The following is an 18,537-nucleotide window of genomic DNA, read 5'->3' on the forward strand; positions in this document are numbered from 1 at the left end:
GTGCGAAGTCCGGCCGAAACTTTTATCCTAGCAACGTTTTTTAAAGGAAGTTGAATATGATCATCAAACCTAGAATTCGTGGATTTATCTGTACTACTACGCACCCAGTGGGTTGTGAAGCTAACGTAAAAGAACAAATTGCTTACACTAAAGCACAAGGCCCAATTAAAAACGCACCAAAACGCGTTCTTGTTGTGGGTGCATCAAGTGGCTACGGCCTATCTTCTCGTATCGCTGCGGCATTTGGTGGCGGTGCTTCGACTATCGGTGTGTTCTTCGAAAAAGAAGGCTCTGAGAAGAAGCCAGGTACAGCTGGTTTTTACAATTCGGTAGCGTTTGAGAAATTGGCTCGTGAAGAGGGGCTGTATGCGAAAAGCCTAAATGGTGACGCTTTCTCAAATGAAGCAAAACAGAAAACAATCGATCTGATCAAAGAAGATCTTGGTCAGGTAGATATGGTGGTTTACTCATTGGCTTCTCCAGTACGCAAAATGCCAGAAACGGGTGAAGTAATCCGTTCATCACTTAAGCCTATCGGTGAGACTTACACCGCGACAGCTGTTGATACCAACAAAGATGTAATCATCGAAGCAAGCGTAGAGCCAGCAACCGAACAAGAAATCCAAGACACAGTAACCGTAATGGGCGGTGAGGACTGGGAACTATGGATTAACGCATTATCGGACGCTGGCGTGCTAGCAGATGGCTGTAAAACCGTGGCATACAGCTACATCGGTACTGAGCTAACTTGGCCGATCTACTGGGATGGCGCTTTAGGTAAAGCGAAGATGGACCTAGATCGTGCATCAGCAGCACTGAACGAAAAACTGTCTGCAACTGGCGGTAGCGCAAACGTAGCGGTACTTAAGTCTGTTGTGACTCAAGCAAGTTCTGCAATTCCTGTAATGCCTCTATACATCGCTATGGTATTTAAGAAAATGCGTGAAGAGGGCGTACATGAAGGTTGTATGGAGCAGATTTTCCGCATGTTTAGCCAACGTCTTTACAAAGAAGATGGCAGCGCTGCAGAAGTAGATGAAGTAAACCGTCTACGTCTGGATGACTGGGAACTGCGTGAAGATATCCAACAACACTGTCGCGACCTATGGCCACAAATTACCTCTGAAAACCTAAAAGAACTGACAGACTACGTTGAGTACAAAGAAGAGTTCTTGAAGCTATTCGGCTTTGGGGTTGACGGTGTAGATTACGAAGCAGACGTGAACCCAGCAGTAGAAACTGATTTCACACAAATCTAATTGTTTCTAACGAAATTGAAAAAGGCGCTCAATGAGCGCCTTTTTTGTGTCTTAAAGCTTTGTATCTTAAAGCTTTGTGTCGAATCATGAGCGCTACGTAAACCAACCAGCAACGCTCATTCAAAAGTAACTAACTCAGGATGATAAGGATAGTACCTGCGAGCGTCATTAAGATATTGGCAATCGCGTACGTACCTGCATAACCCAGTGCTGGGATTGTTGACTTCGCGTATTCGTTTACCACGTCCATCGCTGGCGCACATGTACGAGCACCGATGATAGCACCAAAGAGGAGGGCACGGTTCATCTTAAGCACGTAAGCGCCAACAAGGTAAGCTAGAACGACAGGAACCACACTAACGATAAATGCTAAGCCAATGATTTGAGGACCGACTTGAGTAAGGTGCTCAAACATTTTTCCACCTGCACTTAAACCGATACCTACCATAAAGAACATCAAGCCTAGGTCTTTGACCATGTTCAGCGCGCCTTGCGGCACATAACCGAAAGTAGGGTGGTTGGCACGTAAGAAGCCTAGAGTGATACCTGATAGCAATAGACCAACTGCATTACCAAGGCTGAATGATACTTGACCAAACGTCATCGTGACGAGGCCAAACATAATGCCTAAGATAAAGAAGCTACAAAATGCTAGTAGATCAGCCATTTGACTGTGGATCGAGATGAAACCGATTTTCTCAGCAAGACCATGAACGCGGCTCTTTTCGCCACTGACTTGCAACACGTCGCCTTTGGCAAGAACGATGTCTAAATCCATCGGCATTTCAATCTGCGCGCGTACCACGCGGTTCAAGAAACAGCCAAATTCTGATAGGTTTAAATCAGACAAACGCTTACCGGCAATCGCATCACTTTTAACGACGATTTCTTCTTCGACAATGCGAAGGTCTAACAAGTTGCGATCAAATACTTCTTTACCATTTCGAAAGCTTGGATCCAAACGCGCATGGCTATCTGGGAAACCAACCAGTGCGATTTCATCCCCTTCCTGCAGGATCGCATCGCCATCAGGGTGGGCTAGGATACCGTTACGACGGATGCGTTCGATGTAGCAACCTGTTTGACGATAAATACCTAGCTCACGCAAGTTCTTACCATCGGTCCAATCAATCAATTCTGGACCCACTCGGTAAGCACGGATTATTGGCAGATACACTTTGCGTTGACTTGAACTGCCGAGACCGCGTTCCTGTGCGATTTGTTGTGCTGAATCCGAGAGGTTTTGTTTTTGTAGTTTAGGCAGCAATTTGGCGAACATGATCATGCTGATCAAACCCACTAGATAGGCCATCGCATAGCCGACGGATAGGTTTTCTAATACCAGTGAAAAGTCCATGTTACGTGGAATCGTGGCTAGGCCGGAATTTAAAGCATCCTGTGCGCCAACTAAAACAGGCGTTGCTGTCAATGCGCCTGCCATCATGCCCGCAGAAAGTCCAAAATCGAGACCAAAATAATGGCTACAAAAGTACGTTAAACTGACTGCCGCGACTAATACGGTCATACTTAAAATAAAGTAATGTTTTCCGTCTCTGAAGAAGATACCAAAAAAGTTGGGCCCTGCTTCGATTCCTACACAGTAGATAAATAGCATAAAGCCAATGGTGAGCGCTTCTGGATTAAATGAGAAACCGAGGTGGCCCATGATGAGCGAGGTGATAAGAACGCCAATAGAATTGCCTAACTGCAGGCTTCCAAAGCGAATCTTACCAATGCCAAGACCGATGGCTAATACGACGAAGATCAGAAGAATCGGGTTTTGTTCAAGAAGGTGTACGACGTCTATGTTCACTGTGTGGCTCGGTAAAGTGGGTGCCAAAAAGATTAAGAGTTGCGAATTGTAACGAATAATCGCCAAAAGATAAGTGAATTTTTTTTGCTTTTGTCATTACTTGACGTAAGGAAATAATCTCTCTCATATTAAAAAAGCCGCATAGCGGCTTTTAAACATTCTTTGTTTCTTTTATTACAGTCTTAGCTGTATTACTCGTCGAATAGACCTAGGTGCTCTTTCGCGTAAGCTTCGAAGTCATCACAACCACCGATGTGCTCTTGGTCGATGAAGATCTGAGGAACCGTTTCTACTGGCTTACCAACGGTTTTTTCTAGATCCGCTTTAGAAATACCTTCTGCGTGGATGTCTACGTAACGGTAGTTGAAATCATCGCGTTTTGCTTTAAGTGTTTCTGCGTGTTCTTTCGCACGAACACAGTAAGGACAAGCTGGGCGACCAAAGATAACTACGAACATAATCTCATTTCTCCTAAAATTTATTCTTGTTGAGAGCGGATTGACTTTATGTCGTGACACGCTTTCATTTGTTGACCTAACTATGCCCGATCCAGATCCGGAAATAAAGTAGCAATTACCTGTTGTTTCAATAGGCAAATTCTATCGTATAAATACTAGGCATTTTCGTTACAAAGCGGCGCGGACTCGACTTTGAGTCGAAATTGGAATTGCTGAAAAATAAGGCAATGTATGTGAACTAACGCATAAAAACATACATTTTGTAAGGTTAATAGTGGCAAAGTGCACTGGGTCAATTTTTTTTCAATCAAAGCAAAGCACTCTAGAGTCAGTTGTTGTTTTGGGGAGGAAGTGTATGTTTCAGTTTATGACTGCGACACGGATTATCTTCGGCGAGGGCGCGCTCCAATCTTCGTTGTCTGTAATCAATCAGTTTGGCTACAGCGTTTTACTTGTTACGGGTAAAGATACGCAAAGAGCTACACCTATTATTAATTATCTTAAAGCGCAGAATATGCGTTATCAGCATGTTGCCATCAGTGGGGAACCCAATATCACGATGGTAGAAGAAACCGCCGTTTTGGGGCGCAAGTTTCAGCCAGATATGGTGATCGCTATTGGGGGAGGAAGCGTTATAGATATGGGGAAGGCACTGGCTGCTATCATCCCAAACCAAGGTGACGTTTATGATTACGTTGAGGTAGTCGGTCGTAATGTCCCATTAAAAACCAGACCCATTCATTTTATCGCCATTCCTACTACCGCTAGTACAGGCTCAGAAGTGACGCGCAATGCGGTTCTAAAATCAGGCCAAGATCAAGTTAAAGTAAGCCTCCGCAGCCCCGAGATGCTCGCTGATGTTGCGATTGTTGATCCCACATTAACCTATGGCACCGATCAATACACTTCTGGGCGAGGCGCAATGGATGCGTTTACTCATTTAATGGAAGCTTATGTTTGTGGTGATCCAAACCCACTGACCGATATGGTTTGTGAGGAGGGGCTGCGACGATTAAGCCGTTCAGTCATTGCGGGATGCAAACAAGACAACCACAAAGCACGCTCCGATCTTGCGTTTGCTGCTTTGCTTGGCGGCATGGCAATCACCAATGCAAAATTGGGGGCGGCTCATGGGTTAGCGTCGGCTTTAGGCGGTAAGCTAAATGCGCCTCATAGTGTCATTACCGCACGGCTAGCTCCGCATGTAATGCAAGAGAACATTAATGCAGCAAAAAGGGCCGGGCGCAGTGATGTGATAAGTCGTTACAGAAAAATTGCTCAGATCGTTACTGAAAGAGCAAATGCGAATGAAAATGATGGCGTACTTTGGGTCAAAATGGTGTTGGATAAACTAGAGTTGCCCCAACTTGGAAAGTTTGGTGTTTGCCAAACCTCATTTGAACAAGTCGCTGATGATGCGCTCAAGTCTGTCGCAATCAAAGGTAATCCACTTCCTCTTACGCAAGACAGGTTAATCCATATATTAGGGCTAGTCTGTGATGGCAGCGAAGAATGTGAAAGCATTGGAAAACGTCATTTAAGCTCTGTCGAAGTACTCAAACAAGATCATGACCTAACAGGGGTAAATGATTAAAAAGGGGAGCAATATTTGCTCCCCTTAGAATGATTTGGCTACTATTAAGCTGCCAACGTTTGATGTTTTTGCCTTGACCAGTACTGATTGAGGCAAAACTGACCAGATAAGTAGTAGCTGACAGTTAGTACTGGTTAATCGCTAGTATTGGCTGAGTTTGTCATAACGGCTGTCTTTTAGCGCGTCTTTCACTCGTTTTAGGTTTTCACGAAAACCAGTTCCGCGACGTAACGTAAAGCCTGTAGCGAGAACGTCGATAACAGTCATTTGAACAACACGACTTGCCATTGGCATGTACACGTCTGTATCTTCAGGGACATCCAGTGTGATAGCGAGTGAACTTGCTTTTTCAAGTGGTGAGTCTTTTGCTGTAATGGCAATGACAGTTGCGCCATTTTCTCGCGCTAGATTTGCAATTTCCACTTGGCTCTTAGTACGCCCTGTATGAGAAATCAGCACCACGACATCGTTATCACTGCAATTAATACAGCTCATGCGTTGCATTACAATGTCTTCGAAACAAGTGATAGGGATATTAAAACGAATAAACTTGTTTTGAGCATCACGCGCTACAGCAGAAGACGCGCCAAGGCCAAAGAAAGAGATACGTTTCGCTTGAGTCAACAAATCAACAGCGCGATTCACTTGCATTGGATCTAAACTATTTTTTGCTACATCCAAACAAGCCATCGTGGATTCGAAGATTTTATGCGTGTAGGCATCTGGGCCGTCGCTCTCTTCCACGTTGCGGTTAACGTAAGGTGTTCCATTAGCAAGGCTTTGTGCAAGGTGCAATTTGAAGTCAGGAAAACCTTTCGTATCCAGACGTCGACAAAAACGGTTTACAGTAGGCTCACTTACATCAGCCATCTTAGCTAATGTAGCAATGCTAGAATGAATAGCAGTTTGTGGCGACGCCATAATTACTTCCGCAACTTTGCGCTCTGACTTACTGAAATTCTCCAGATTTTTTTGAATTTTTTCTAATGTATTCATAGTGTTCACGAGGGTATAGAGAACAACTCGCTGGCTCTGTTAACGGACAGAAACATCCTAGCTTCTAGGGTAAGAGGGGCGTTAACGAAAGCAACCAGCGCCATAAAACCAGTATAAACCCGAACCACAATCTGGCTAAAACAAATACGGTTACAAATTGGTGAGAATTTGACAAGCCTCAAACAAAATGTTGTAAAAACTACAGAAATGAATGTCTCTTCGCACATTTGTGCCGCTTGTGGCACGATAATGTGACTGAGTTACATCGAAACGAAAGAAATTTTCAAGTCGATGTAATGTCAATCCAAATTATCCATTCAACATTCTGGCTAGGTAAAATCATTGATGGCTGCGTTACCGTTTTTATAGGTAGAGCCATGAGTAGCTAGAAGCTTTATTAGTGAAAAGAGTTCTTAGTTAAAAGCGTTCTTAGTGAAAAGCACTAGCTACTACATTGATACTTTGCTTTAGGCGATTTTGTCCGCAAATGTTCTGATAACGGATTTATCCAGATTGACCTCACTCATTCAAAAGATCATGAGTTGTGGATCTTTTGTACGGTTTCTTGAATTTTAGCCATTAAACTTGGTGCTTGCAGTGCAATTTCTCTTTGCTCTTCAAGTACCGAGCTCAGTATCTCATTCGTTGTTAATGGATTTGCCAACACGACACGAAACACGATGGTATTGAGATGTTGCCAGTGAGCTGGGTTAAGTCGAGTACGTGATACAAATGACTTACCCGTTTCACGTTGACGTTTTTGAATAAACTGAGTCAACTGGTTGATCAGCTCATTGAGCTTTTCTTTTTGTGTACCTTGCGCTTTTTCAAGCGCCAGGCGAATATCGCTCGGTAGATAGCGGTAGGTTAGCAAACAAAGCTCAGGTTCAGAAACGAGTTCAAAATCGTCTTGTTGATTTATCAGGTCTGCAAAGTAACGTGCTTTCGCGATACTCTGATCAATCAATAACTCATAACCAGGTCGACTGATGATATGCATAGCAGCATAAACTAGCATTGCCATACCTGAACGTGATCCCTCTAAGGTATGGCTTCCTAAATCTTTCGAACCTTTACGAAGAATATATTGAGCATGGTGCTCAATTGATTTCATCGCATCAGGGTCTTTGAACAGAACCATTCCTGCGCCCATTGGAATGTACAGCTGTTTGTGGGCGTCAATGGTAACAGAGTCCGCCAGTTCAGCGCCGCTTAGTAGATGACGATGATTGTTCGACATAAGAGTCGCACCACCCCAAGCGGCATCAACGTGGAAATGGCAGTCATGCGCCGCACAAACTTCTGCAATTTGTGGTAGCGGGTCAACAGTTCCGGTTTCTGTTGTACCAGCAACACCAACAACGGCTATCGGCTTGATATTGTGAGCTTCAAGTTCGGCCATTTTGGCTTTTAAATCATCCACGATAATGCGGTTATTCGCGTCGGTCTTCACTGCAACTAGGCCATCTTGACCAAGACCAAGGACATCCGCCGCTTTTTTGAGTGAATAGTGACCACGCTCTGAAACCAGTATGGCTAAACCATCATAGCCATAATGCTTCATGGCTTTGAATAAGCCTTCTTTCTCAACACCTTTGAAAGCACCATCTGCTTTCAGTGCTCGGTTTCTAGCTACCCAAAGCGCGGTAATATTCGCGATGGTACCACCTGAACAAAAAGCACCTAGCGAATGCTTAGCACTGTGCATCCACTTGGTATAGAAGTCGTCACTTTGGCCGTAGATAAGCCTGTGCAGCATACCAAGAACTTGACGTTCTAATGGTGTGAATGCCTTTGATGTTTCAATCTTTACCAAGTTTTGGTTCAGCGCGATCATAATTTTCGACAATGGCATTAAGAAATATGGCAAAGCTGATGTCATATGGCCGATAAAACTAGGTGCCGATGTATGAACGGAGTGAGAGACTAATGTATCGAGTAAGTGTTCGGTATGGTCTGATACAAACTCAGGTTGCTCAGGAATCTGAGCAGAAGAAAAGTCTTTTTCGATTTCATGTAAAGGCTTTTCTTCTGCAACGATATGTTCACGAAGAAATTCGTTAAGGTTTTGGGAAAGACTTACGTCAATTTTGGTTAACGTAGAATCAGGACCTTCAGGAATCGTGAAGATCTTTAGCAAGCTTTCAAAGCTAACGTCAGCGGTTTTTTGTTCCTTAACCATGGCAAAGAATCTTTGTAGTTATAGTGGTAATGCGAACGGCACAATCTAAACCAAAACGGGCGCAAAGTCCCGTTTTAATTATTGAAACCCATATTGCCAGAATGAAATACACTATCGTGCGGTTACTGGCATTTTAGTTGCTCAATTTTAGCAATGGATTGATTGTACGAGTTTAAAGCGGTATCGATCTGTTTTGGATGGCTTAGCAAATCGGCGAATGCTGAGCGCAGTTCGTAGTTTTGCGGGTGGTTAGTTGACTGGCGATCGCTGAACGTTTTCTTTGCAACTTCACCTAGTTTGTCATCACGTGTCGCTAATTGCTTTACATCGTGTTGTTCAAGCTTTAGCCAGGCTTCAACTGGCTGCTCTGTTGCTACTCGGTTGGGTTCATTTTTTAAGAAGTAATGCACGGCTTCACGGTTTAACTCAAAGTGATGTTTGCGTCCGTCTAGAAACCATTGACCAACTTCTTTCAGGTCTGGATATTGAGAGACAGTTAAATCAACTAAATCTTGATACCACTGTAGAGAAGCGTCAACGTAACCATCATATTTATTTGCGAGGCACTGCTGATCAGCAGCAAAAGTGAAAGTTGAGCTTGTAGCGAGGAGCGCTGCAACGACAAAGCGTTTCATTATTATTCCTTTTAGTTTTATCCGTTTTAACACTAATGCGAACGATACTTTATTTTCAATTGTGAGTGATACCCAAGTCGCGTTTAGTTTGAAACCAATAGCTTGAAACCAATGGTTTGAAACCAATAGCTTGTAACATTTGGCTAGAGGCTGTTTGGGTATATTTGTTTTCCATATTGTAATAGATGTTAAAACTTATTCCTGAGATCTAGCTAGCAAGTGATACAAAGAGAAGCATCAATACAGGTACGAGCAGGCTAAGAATAAAACCACTAACAATGGCAACGGGCACACACCGTACACCCCCCGTGGTCTGAATGACTGGAAGAGTAAAGTCCATTGCCGTTGCGCCAGCATAACCAATAGCAGTACAAGGGTAGCGTTGAATTAGCAAAGGAATGGCCACAAGAGCCAGTAACTCTCGCATGAGTTCAATAAGGAATGATGCGCCACCAAAAATTGGCCCAAACGCATCACCCATTAAAATGCCAGCAAGTGAGTACCAACCAAAGCCTGAAGACATCGCAAGGGCGTGATAAAGTGGAATGTCCAAAATGGCTGCAGCAATGACTCCTCCTAGCATACAAGTCACAATAATAAGGGCGGCAATCGCCATACCTTGCTTATTCAAGAGAATTTGCTTTAACGTCAGGCCACTATTTCGAAGTTGAATACCAATGAAAAACAGTAGTAAAAACAAAATCCATTCGCTTGCAGTATCCACCCATGACAGGCCAATCGGTAATAGTAGTCCCGCGGCCAAACCACCCCCAACAACCACGACAAGTTTGATTGACTCTAATGCCATAGAAGAAAGTGGTAGTTTTTTAGAGTTGTGATCCGTTTGAAGAGGGATCAATTTGTCGATAACCGGTAAGGCTAATAAGTTACATACACTTAAGCAAAAGAAAAAGGTACCAGCGTAAAGCAAGATCGTCTGTAAGTTCGTCCCTAAGTTATCAAGAGCGGCTAAGCTTAATCCCATTAATGATAAAATGACGTAAATCAGATAGGAGGTAGAACGGTTGATTTTCTCGAGAACAGAGGCACGAGAAATTGGTATTAAATACCCCACAACAAGTGGGGCAAATATAAATAGCATCCCTGAAAACATAAGACTCAGAAATTCCTTTGTGAGATAACCGCACTATTTCAGTATTTATTAGTAAATCTAATAAGTGAAAGAGCCTACGGAACGATAGTTTGTTGATTAAAGACCACTCGCTACGAGTACATCGCTAATTTTACGCTGAAAATCGACATTACTCATGTTACTCAACTCATAGAGTATTTCTGCGCCAGTGACATTAAACTCAACGTCATGATCTTCAATACGTTCATCTTGATTACGGAACATCAGTAAGTGGTTGGCTATTCTCGCGATATCCAAATAACTGACTTCAGGGCGTACATCGAGGTATTTTTCATTAGAAGAGACTTCTCTGAAATCATTATCAAACCCCCAACTTTCCAAAACCAGTTTACTTGTTGCTGAACAGCGAGTCTGGAAAATTTGTAGTGCGATGTCTGCGTCTAAGTAATTACCTTTGTCCAGATAGAGGTGGTATTCATTGATTAAGCAGAAAAGGCCGATATCCGCCAGTAGGCCAACTAATAGCGCTTTTTCTTGTTCAAGGTGACCGTACGTTGAAGGTTCATGCTTTCGAAACTCTTGAACCACCATGACCATGGTTGCGCCCAAATCTCGAGAAACGGCCGCACTCTTCATCAAAATGAGATTACAGTCTTTAGACAGATTGACAGAATGTTTCAACTGTTCAATGGCTTGTGCGGTAACAATGTCTCGCACTCGCAGGATACCTAAACGAGAAACCGCAGTACTTAAGTCGGTACAGGTAATGTTGCGACGATTGAAAATAACGGAATTTGCCACACGAATGACGACCGCAGCTAATCCTGGGTCTTCTAGCAATGCACTGGCCACATCGATAATAGTGGTGTTTTCTTCAGTGCATAGCTTTTGAATCTTTAAAACGACATCGGGGATCGGAGGTAGCGAAATTTTCCCAGTAGAAATCGACTGTTCTACCAGTTGTGCAAACTCTGATTCCAGTGCTTTTATAAGCTTGTCTTTATTATTTGGCAGCCAAAAAAATGATAAGTGTTCCATTTATATTATAGTGCTTAAGAACTTTTAGACAGTTTACCCTTACAACGAGTTACTTATCAATCAAATGAGAAGGTTATCGTTGTATTTGCTTAATTTGATGTTTGATTCTTGACGTTGAGTTCGTCAAAAAAATAGCATTATCGGCTAATTTTCGTGATAATTATCACGAATTTGCTAAGTGTTTTTTGTCTTATGTGACGCAGATCCTAACTTATTTTTTGTCGTTAAGTATGATTAGGCAAGTTGGTGAGTACAAATCACAAAAAATATCGCCAACGTAATAACATTTTATTCGCTTCAAGCTGCTGTATATCTGGCGACTCGCTAATCGGGGTAATTTATTCAGATTAAAGAGGTCAATGGAAATGACAGACCAAGCTTTTTTTAAGTATGTAAGCAGTTTTACTAAGTTTCAAAAACGTTCTATGTTCGGTGGAATTGGATTATTTAGCAATGATGCCATGTTCGCGTTAGTCAGTAATGATAGTTGTTACTTGCGTGGTGGAGATGGGCTAGATGAAGAGTTTATTCGACTGGATTGTGAAAAGTATAAGCACGTCAAGAAGCAAACCACGGCAACAGTTAATTACTATGAAGTGACAGAGCTATTTGAATCAGGTTATGCAGGCTTAGATGAATTATTAAGTAAATCCATCGAGTGTTCAGTGAAAGAGCGCAAGCATCAACGCTCTCTCGCAAGTAGACGTCTACGCGATCTCCCAAACATGCAACTTACCTTAGAGCGCATGGTTAAAAAAGCGGGCATTGATGACGTTGAAATGTTCTTAGAATTGGGGCCAGTTGAAACGTTTAACAAAGTCAAAGCCGCTTATGGTAGTGATGTTGACGTGAAGTTGCTATGGAAGTTTGCTGGTGCAGTTGATGGCGTTCACTGGAAGTTGATTCAAGAACCGCGTAAGAAACAGCTGCTTTCTATGTGTGAGTAGTGTCGTTGTTGCGTTACCTAATTTAAGCGAACGGAAACTCGTGACTTAGGTGTTGGTATTGAATAACGGTAGTAATGACTCATTTGGAATGAAGTTCGCGAGTCATAATATACAAAGTGTTGAAAAGTTAAAAGGAAGTTAACGTTTTTGACCGCTTCATGGCGACTGTCATTACAACGCAAAAGTTATAAAAAACCGAGGTTTGAGCTCGGTTTTTTTGATCGTGTAAAGCTTATATCGTTTAGAGCTTATACAAATAGAACTTAGATGGTTGCTTAGAACTTAAAGCGTGTAGTGAACATTAGTTGATCACCGTAGAAATTATTAATGCGAGCTTCAGCACCTAGAGAGAATAGTTCTGTGGAGTGGAAACGTGCGTAAGCTGAACCCATCCAATCGTCATCGTTGTCGATAGAAACATAGCCAACTTTACCGCCCACTTCAAGTTGAGGACCAAGCCACTGGCGAACACCTAGGTTCAGTTCCATACCCACATCAGCGCTGCTAGAAGATGATGGCTGAACGACGCGCATTAGCATTGCACCGGTTAGGTCTGCCCAGTTGTTGACTGGAGAATGGAAACCAAAACCAGCTGCAGAGTCGAAATCGCCATCGAACTCAGAGTCGATACGAGCAATAACGTGTGCATTTGGGTGGATAGACTTACTAAAACCTGCACCGAATGTCACTGGGCTTGCGCCAATACGTGCTTCGAAATAGTCGTAGCTAAAGTTGCTCATAGTTGCAGGTGAGTTGTAATCGTCTGCAGCTAGAGCGTGGTTTGATGCCATAAGTAGAGCCGCGGCTAATAATGTTTTACGCATAACTAACGATAAACCTTGTTTAATTTTCCCGTGGGCACAAGTCATTCCAATCGCTGCAAATAACGAGTCATGTTAGCTTGTTATTACGCTAACTATGAACACGGATTTACTTTGATTGGGATAAACACTTGAACCGTAATCTGATTTGTTCGACATCATAATAAAAACGGTGGTCTACGACCAACAAAAATGTGTCGATGTTTTGTCAATTGACTCAATTGTGCCAACTAAACAGCAAAAAACGCGCCACCTCAACTCGACATGGCGCGTTTTCTAGATTTTTTCTTACTCACCGAAACTGGCGCGCCTCTCTGACATGGCATTTAAAATGGCTTCTGAATCGAGAATTGCCGTCCAGGGAAGTAAGTTGTCATCGTTTTCTATCATAAAAGCAGTCAGTTGAGAGATGATTGCTGAACGAAGAGCCTCTCCTTGCCATGGTTTAGCAATGTAGTAGTCGAGACTCGCATGGTTAACGGCTTCAACCGTGTCTTCAAGGCCAGCTTGTCCGGTTAATAGTACTTTACGTGCCGATTTAGTGTCGTTATTTTGACTCAATTCAATCAAGAAGCTGATACCAGTTTGTTCTGGCATGATGTGATCACACAAGATCAGTGCTAATTTGATGTCTTCTTCCGCCATTTCTTCTATCACTTGTTTGGCTTCTGTGACGGATTCCGCTCCTTCAACGATAAAGTTGTCTTCAAATGGCATCAGATCTTGAAGGACACTCTCTAAGACTTCTCTTTCGTCATCCACGCACAATATTAGATACTTAGTCATGCTTCATCTCCTTCTTGAGTAATAGGTAACCAGACTGTCATGCACGTGAATTGGTTGAGTTCTGAATCAACGTCTATCCATCCTCGATGACTGGCTACAATTTGTTGGCAGATAGAAAGCCCAATGCCCAAGCCAAAATTGCCTTCTTTCTTCGTTGTATAGTTGAGCTCAAAAATTGCTTTTTTCTGTGACTCTGGGATCCCACTGCCGTTGTCTCGAAAAGAAATGACGGCGTAGGTTTGTTGATGTTTTTTGACGAGTTTTGACTGGATAGTCAGTATCCCTCGTTCAGGAAAAGCATCAATCGCATTAGATATGAGGTTGGTCCAAACCTGTTGCAGTGCTATGGGTTGGCATAATGTTTTTGGCAAGTCAGCATATTCTGTTCTGACAGTGTGTAATTTGAGCTTGTTTTCAAAGATCACTAATGTGTCTTCAATGCCTTCATGGAGATCGGCAAAATGCAACGTCTCATCATCTGAGCGAGCATAGCCTTTGAGGCTTTTTACCATATCGGCAATTCGAGCTGCACAAACGTTAATTGAACGCAGAGAAGAGCCGACTTGATGATAGTGCTCAAATGTAGCGAGCATATCGAGCGAATGGTGTTTTTGTTGTTTGATTTGCTCAATAAGTGCTTGATCGGTCTCTAAGCCTAAGTTAACCATTTTTTTGGCCAACGCTCGTTCAGGCAATATATGGCACAGTTGTTTTACTCGATCTCTTAACTCCGAAGTGGAGGCCGGTTTGGCCGTTCGTGCTCGGTTTAGTAGTGCGACACCTTGATCTTGTATTTCGTGACTTGGGCGCGTTATTAAGAGTTGTTCAAGGGTTTGGGTAAGGTTTTCAACCCCTCGTAATATGGCGGCAATTGGGTTGTTAAGCTCATGTGCTACGCCTGCAACAAGTTGTCCTAGCATGGCCATTTTCTCACGCTCAATCAATTGTTGATGGGCAGACTCTAATGATTCTAACGTTTTTTGTAGTTGTAGTTTCGTGTTGATGCTGCGTTGAAGCCGTCGATTGAAATGTCGTAAAAGTAGGTTGGTAAACAGAGGCAGTAAGTTTGAATCGCTTTGCATGACTTTGCGAAATACATTTCTATCTAACTTGATGACCTCAGTTTGAGTCAGGGTTAATGCGGTAGAAAAGGAATGTTCACCGGTGACAAATGACATGCTACCAACAATGTTACCTTTCGAATGACGGACGACTTCACGTTGCATACCAAGCTCATCGCGTTTATATAAGGCGACTTCACCGCTGGTAATAAACCACAAAAAACTATTGGGTTCGCCTTCGGTGGTCAGTAAGTGCTCTGGAGAGTATGTGCGACAAGCGGTTGTATCCTTGTTTTGCTCGAAAAAATCTTGCAGGGCAGTAATGACTTGTTCTGCCAATGCGGAATCAGACAGAGCATGATAGTCATTTAAAAAACCGGCTTGAAAATTACTCATTTGGTTTTCAATATGAGCACGGAGCAATTTATGTTGGTCAAGGATTTGGCTGTAATTAAGTAGCTCGTCTTTGTCATGGCGTAAGACGAACTGTGTGAGCTCTTTTTGTGCCGTATTGAACAAGACATTATCAGGAAGTGGCTTGGTCAAGCAGTGATCAAGACGCCCCTCATTGACGGCAGTGAGAATGGCGTCAATATCCGATGAACAGCTGATTAGTATCTTCCGAGCTTGCTCAGTGTGCGGTTTGCGGTCCAGACCAATCAGAAAATCAACACCGTTAAATTGGGTGTGATGGCTTGCGATCACGAGCGCGACGGTTTGCTCTTTTTCTTCTAAATATTCAAGAGCGTGTTGGGCTTCTTCAATTGACTCCACAGAGAGGATGTCAAATTTACTTGAGAACGCGGACAACTCTAACCGAAATTGCTCGGCACTGATGGGGTTGTTATCGAGGCACAATACGGCGTAACGGTTCACTGGCGTTAAGGCTCCGGTAATAAACTTGCGTTGTTCACCATAGCAATTTTGGCATACTCTGGTTGAGAGCTAGGTTTTATTCTGAACTTGTTTGAATAGATAACCGTCAATACTCTGATTTATCTCAATGTTTTAACCTCGCAGGGTTTAGGTTAGACTGAGTACAAATACTTAAAAAGTGACGTTATGGAAAATTTACGAAAAATTGGAGCGATTGGCGGTGCTGTCGCGTTGGCACTTTGTTGGCCACTTGCTGTTGGTCAAATCGGACAATCCATTATTGAAGATGGTATTGCGAATATGAACGACGACATGTTTAAAAGTGAAATCGTTCAATATGACCGAGGCTACCTTTCTTCCGTTGTGCATACGCGCTACACCGTTATCGACCCGGTATTGAAAACGGAGTTAGAAAGAGATGGTCTGGCGACGACATTTGATGTAACGAGCCAAGTTTCACATGGTTTGACGAGTCTAAGTGCGGATTCGGAGTTGGTCGACAATGACATGTTACCTCTAACAATGCATAGTCAAACCCAACTGAATGGGAATACAGAATTTACCTTGAATTTGGACAGTTGGAATTACCAAAATGAAGCGCAAGGCGTTTCGGTATCAACCAGTCCAATGGAAGTGACGGGAGATATTACTGTACTAGGGGATCTCAATTATGCGGTTTCTATCCCATCCGTTCAGGTCGATTTTGATAATGGTGAAGAAATATTCCTCAATAAACTGACCGGTCATGGAAAAGGAAAACAAGCAAAAGGTTATTGGCTCGGTGAGCAAACATTCTCACTGCAAAAGTTGGATGTGTTAGATGCGTCACTTACTCCTATTTTTGTCATTGAGAACGCAAGCTATAGCGGAGTGACAAAACTAGATGAAGCTGGAGAGAAGTTAAACAGTAATCTCAATCTCGGCGCGCAGAAAATGCATTTAACCGATGGTACGGTTGTGGATGATTTTAAGCTGGATTTCTCGATTGCAGATGTTGATAGCCAATCATTCGACCAGATTATGTCGATTTACCAAAGCTCACCAATGCTGGATACACAAGAAATTGAAAGTTTGTTGCCTTACATCGATACTTTATTCAGTCAAGGTTTTAACTTGTCGGTCAATGAACTTTCTCTTGCGTTTGGTGAGGGTAAGTTCCGAAATGAGTGGCAACTTTCTGTACCTCAAGGAACCGACAATATTACACAAGATCCGATGAAGTTAATGATGGCGACAACGGGTTCATTGAGCACTTACTTCTCAGATGAACTTGTCGAACAGTATCCGTTTATTCAAGAGGGCATCGATGAGTTAATGGTGATGGAGCTGATTGAGAAAAAAGACAATGGCTATGAGTTAAAAGCACAAATATCGGATGGCAAACTGAAATTTGAAAACGGTCAAGAGTTTCCTTTGATCACTTTGCTGATGCCTGCTTTGATGCAATAGTCCTGACAGCATATTTACTAAGCTGTAAGTTAAAAAGTAAAAAGTAAAAATGATTCGTGCAATTCATTGTTAAAAGCATTATCTGATATTGCTTGATAATTATGACGGTGATCGAACGTTATTTTTATACAAAATGAGTTTTTATCTTTTTCAGTACAAAAAGAGGTCGTAAGACCTCTTTTCTTGTTTTTATCCCCACGAAAACGTGATATTAATTTCGTAATCTTTACTTAGCAGGAGCAATGAGCATCATGGAACAAAATACGGATAACGTATTTAACTTCAGTGCAGGGCCAGCAGGTCTGCCAAAAGCAGTTATGCAGCAAGCACAAAAGGAGCTAATTAACTGGCAAGGTCTTGGTACTTCAGTGATGGAAATCAGTCACCGAAGCAAAGAGTTCATCAAAGTTGCAGAGGAAGCAGAACAAGATCTTCGCGATCTGTTAAGCATCCCTGACAATTACAAAGTGCTATTTTGCCAAGGTGGTGCTCGTGCTCAATTTGCAGCGGTTCCGCTTAACCTACTGGGTGATGCTAAAACAGCGACTTACATTGATGCTGGCTACTGGGCAGAGAGCGCAGTAGAAGAAGCAAAAAAGTACTGTGAACCCGACGTATTTGACGCAAAAACAACGATTGATGGAAAAATCGCGGTGCTGCCAGCCTCACAGTGGAAAATACTACCTGACGCGGCTTACGTTCATTTTTGTCCAAACGAAACCATTGACGGCGTTGAAATCAATGAGTTGCCTATTACAGATAAACCAATCGTCGCCGATATGTCTTCTACGATTCTATCTCGTGAAATTGATGTATCAAAATATGGCGTAATTTATGCTGGAGCGCAAAAGAACATTGGTCCATCAGGCATAGCAATTGCCATTGTACGTGATGATCTACTTGGCCTAGCCAAAAAGGTATTACCGAGCATTTTGGATTACAAAGTATTGGCAGAAAAAGAATCCATGTTTAATACGCCACCGACGTTCGCCTGGTATTTGTCTGGTCTAGTATTCAAATGGCTAAAAGGACAGGGCGGAGTTAAAGCGATTGAGCAAGTTAACCGCGATAAAGCGCAATTACTTTACGAGTTCATCGATCAATCAGATTTTTACCGAAATGAAGTACACTCGGGTAACCGTTCATTGATGAATGTGCCATTCCAACTTGCGAAACCAGATCTAGATGGTGTTTTCTTAGAACTTGCAGACGCAAAAGGTTTGAAATCACTAAAAGGTCATCGAGCAGTGGGTGGCATGCGAGCTTCTATTTACAATGCAATGCCAATTGAAGGCGTACAAGCGCTGGTTGACTTTATGCGAGAATTTGAGCAGCAATACGCTTAATCACTCGCTGTGGTATACTCATTTAAAGCGTCGCAATTGCGGCGCTTTTTGTGTTTATTACTGCAATGCTAATGCCGATTTTTTCCGATGACTGCTTATTTCAATAGGTGCTGACTACGCGCAAGATGTATTGTGCTAGTTTAACTCCGTTAAGTGGAAGCATACGCACATTTTCATTGAGCT

General features: G+C 42.7%; 15 protein-coding genes. 5 read left to right on the top strand and 10 right to left on the bottom strand.

Annotation, left to right across the window (positions count from 1 at the left end):
* Positions 1-56 precede the first annotated feature (56 nt).
* Entirely contained in the window at positions 57-1,259 is a 1,203-nt protein-coding gene (gene fabV, locus KHN78_RS13575; RefSeq protein ID WP_211916432.1) for an enoyl-ACP reductase FabV, read from the top strand.
* Positions 1,260-1,389: 130 nt separating this feature from the next.
* Here fabV and KHN78_RS13580 read toward each other — a convergent pair whose 3' ends face one another.
* Both KHN78_RS13580 and KHN78_RS13585 read right to left on the bottom strand, forming a co-directional pair.
* Positions 1,390-3,072 (bottom strand): aspartate:alanine antiporter, encoded by a 1,683-nt coding sequence (locus tag KHN78_RS13580; protein WP_211916433.1) that lies wholly within the window; start codon positions 3,070-3,072, stop codon positions 1,390-1,392.
* 191 nt (positions 3,073-3,263) lie between these two features.
* The gene (locus tag KHN78_RS13585) at positions 3,264-3,530 is read right to left on the bottom strand and encodes a GrxA family glutaredoxin (protein WP_128810701.1); all 267 of its coding nucleotides are present in this window, start codon (positions 3,528-3,530) and stop codon (positions 3,264-3,266) included.
* Between the two features lie 355 nt (positions 3,531-3,885).
* Here KHN78_RS13585 and KHN78_RS13590 point away from each other — a divergent pair, with 355 nt between their 5' ends.
* Positions 3,886-5,124 (top strand): iron-containing alcohol dehydrogenase, encoded by a 1,239-nt coding sequence (locus KHN78_RS13590; RefSeq protein ID WP_211916434.1) that lies wholly within the window; start codon positions 3,886-3,888, stop codon positions 5,122-5,124.
* 141 nt (positions 5,125-5,265) lie between these two features.
* On the opposite strand, the gene KHN78_RS13595 is transcribed toward KHN78_RS13590, so the two are convergent.
* The 5 genes from KHN78_RS13595 to KHN78_RS13615 all read right to left on the bottom strand — a co-directional run bounded on the left by KHN78_RS13595 (position 5,266) and on the right by KHN78_RS13615 (position 11,068).
* Positions 5,266-6,120 carry a MurR/RpiR family transcriptional regulator gene (locus KHN78_RS13595; RefSeq protein WP_211916435.1) on the bottom strand — a complete coding sequence of 285 codons (855 nt, stop codon included), beginning with the start codon at positions 6,118-6,120 and terminating at the stop codon, positions 5,266-5,268.
* A 535-nt stretch (positions 6,121-6,655) separates the two neighbouring features.
* Positions 6,656-8,302 (bottom strand): pyridoxal-dependent aspartate 1-decarboxylase PanP, encoded by a 1,647-nt coding sequence (panP, locus tag KHN78_RS13600; RefSeq protein ID WP_211916436.1) that lies wholly within the window; start codon positions 8,300-8,302, stop codon positions 6,656-6,658.
* A gap of 122 nt (positions 8,303-8,424) precedes the next feature.
* Positions 8,425-8,937 carry a hypothetical protein gene (locus KHN78_RS13605; protein WP_211916437.1) on the bottom strand — a complete coding sequence of 171 codons (513 nt, stop codon included), beginning with the start codon at positions 8,935-8,937 and terminating at the stop codon, positions 8,425-8,427.
* A 208-nt stretch (positions 8,938-9,145) separates the two neighbouring features.
* Positions 9,146-10,051: a lysine exporter LysO family protein gene (locus KHN78_RS13610; protein ID WP_211916438.1), complete on the bottom strand. Its 906-nt coding sequence runs from the start codon at positions 10,049-10,051 to the stop codon at positions 9,146-9,148.
* Positions 10,052-10,147: 96 nt separating this feature from the next.
* Complete coding sequence (locus tag KHN78_RS13615; protein ID WP_211916439.1) at positions 10,148-11,068, bottom strand: HDOD domain-containing protein; 921 nt, start codon at positions 11,066-11,068, stop codon at positions 10,148-10,150.
* A gap of 359 nt (positions 11,069-11,427) precedes the next feature.
* Here KHN78_RS13615 and KHN78_RS13620 point away from each other — a divergent pair, with 359 nt between their 5' ends.
* A complete protein-coding gene (locus tag KHN78_RS13620) occupies positions 11,428-12,015 on the top strand; it encodes a TfoX/Sxy family DNA transformation protein (RefSeq protein WP_211916440.1) in 588 nt (195 codons plus the stop codon).
* A gap of 275 nt (positions 12,016-12,290) precedes the next feature.
* Here the strand turns inward: KHN78_RS13620 and KHN78_RS13625 are convergent, their stop codons facing one another.
* From KHN78_RS13625 to KHN78_RS13635, 3 genes are all read right to left on the bottom strand, one after another.
* A complete protein-coding gene (locus KHN78_RS13625) occupies positions 12,291-12,839 on the bottom strand; it encodes a hypothetical protein (RefSeq protein ID WP_211916441.1) in 549 nt (182 codons plus the stop codon).
* A 285-nt stretch (positions 12,840-13,124) separates the two neighbouring features.
* Positions 13,125-13,622: a response regulator gene (locus KHN78_RS13630; RefSeq protein WP_211916442.1), complete on the bottom strand. Its 498-nt coding sequence runs from the start codon at positions 13,620-13,622 to the stop codon at positions 13,125-13,127.
* Positions 13,619-15,559, bottom strand: a complete 1,941-nt coding sequence (locus tag KHN78_RS13635; protein ID WP_211916443.1) for an ATP-binding protein — start codon at positions 15,557-15,559, stop codon at positions 13,619-13,621. The genes KHN78_RS13630 and KHN78_RS13635 overlap by 4 nt, the downstream gene beginning before the upstream one ends.
* Before the next feature lie 186 nt (positions 15,560-15,745).
* On the opposite strand from KHN78_RS13635, the gene KHN78_RS13640 reads away from it, so the two are divergent.
* Positions 15,746-17,008 carry a DUF945 family protein gene (locus KHN78_RS13640; protein ID WP_211916444.1) on the top strand — a complete coding sequence of 421 codons (1,263 nt, stop codon included), beginning with the start codon at positions 15,746-15,748 and terminating at the stop codon, positions 17,006-17,008.
* Positions 17,009-17,259: 251 nt separating this feature from the next.
* Complete coding sequence (gene serC / locus KHN78_RS13645) at positions 17,260-18,354, top strand: 3-phosphoserine/phosphohydroxythreonine transaminase (protein ID WP_211916445.1); 1,095 nt, start codon at positions 17,260-17,262, stop codon at positions 18,352-18,354.
* The last annotated feature ends 183 nt before the right edge of the window (positions 18,355-18,537 follow it).

It is taken from the genome of Vibrio sp. B1REV9 (assembly GCF_905175395.2).
GTDB classification, from domain to species: Bacteria; Pseudomonadota; Gammaproteobacteria; order Enterobacterales; family Vibrionaceae; genus Vibrio; species Vibrio alfacsensis.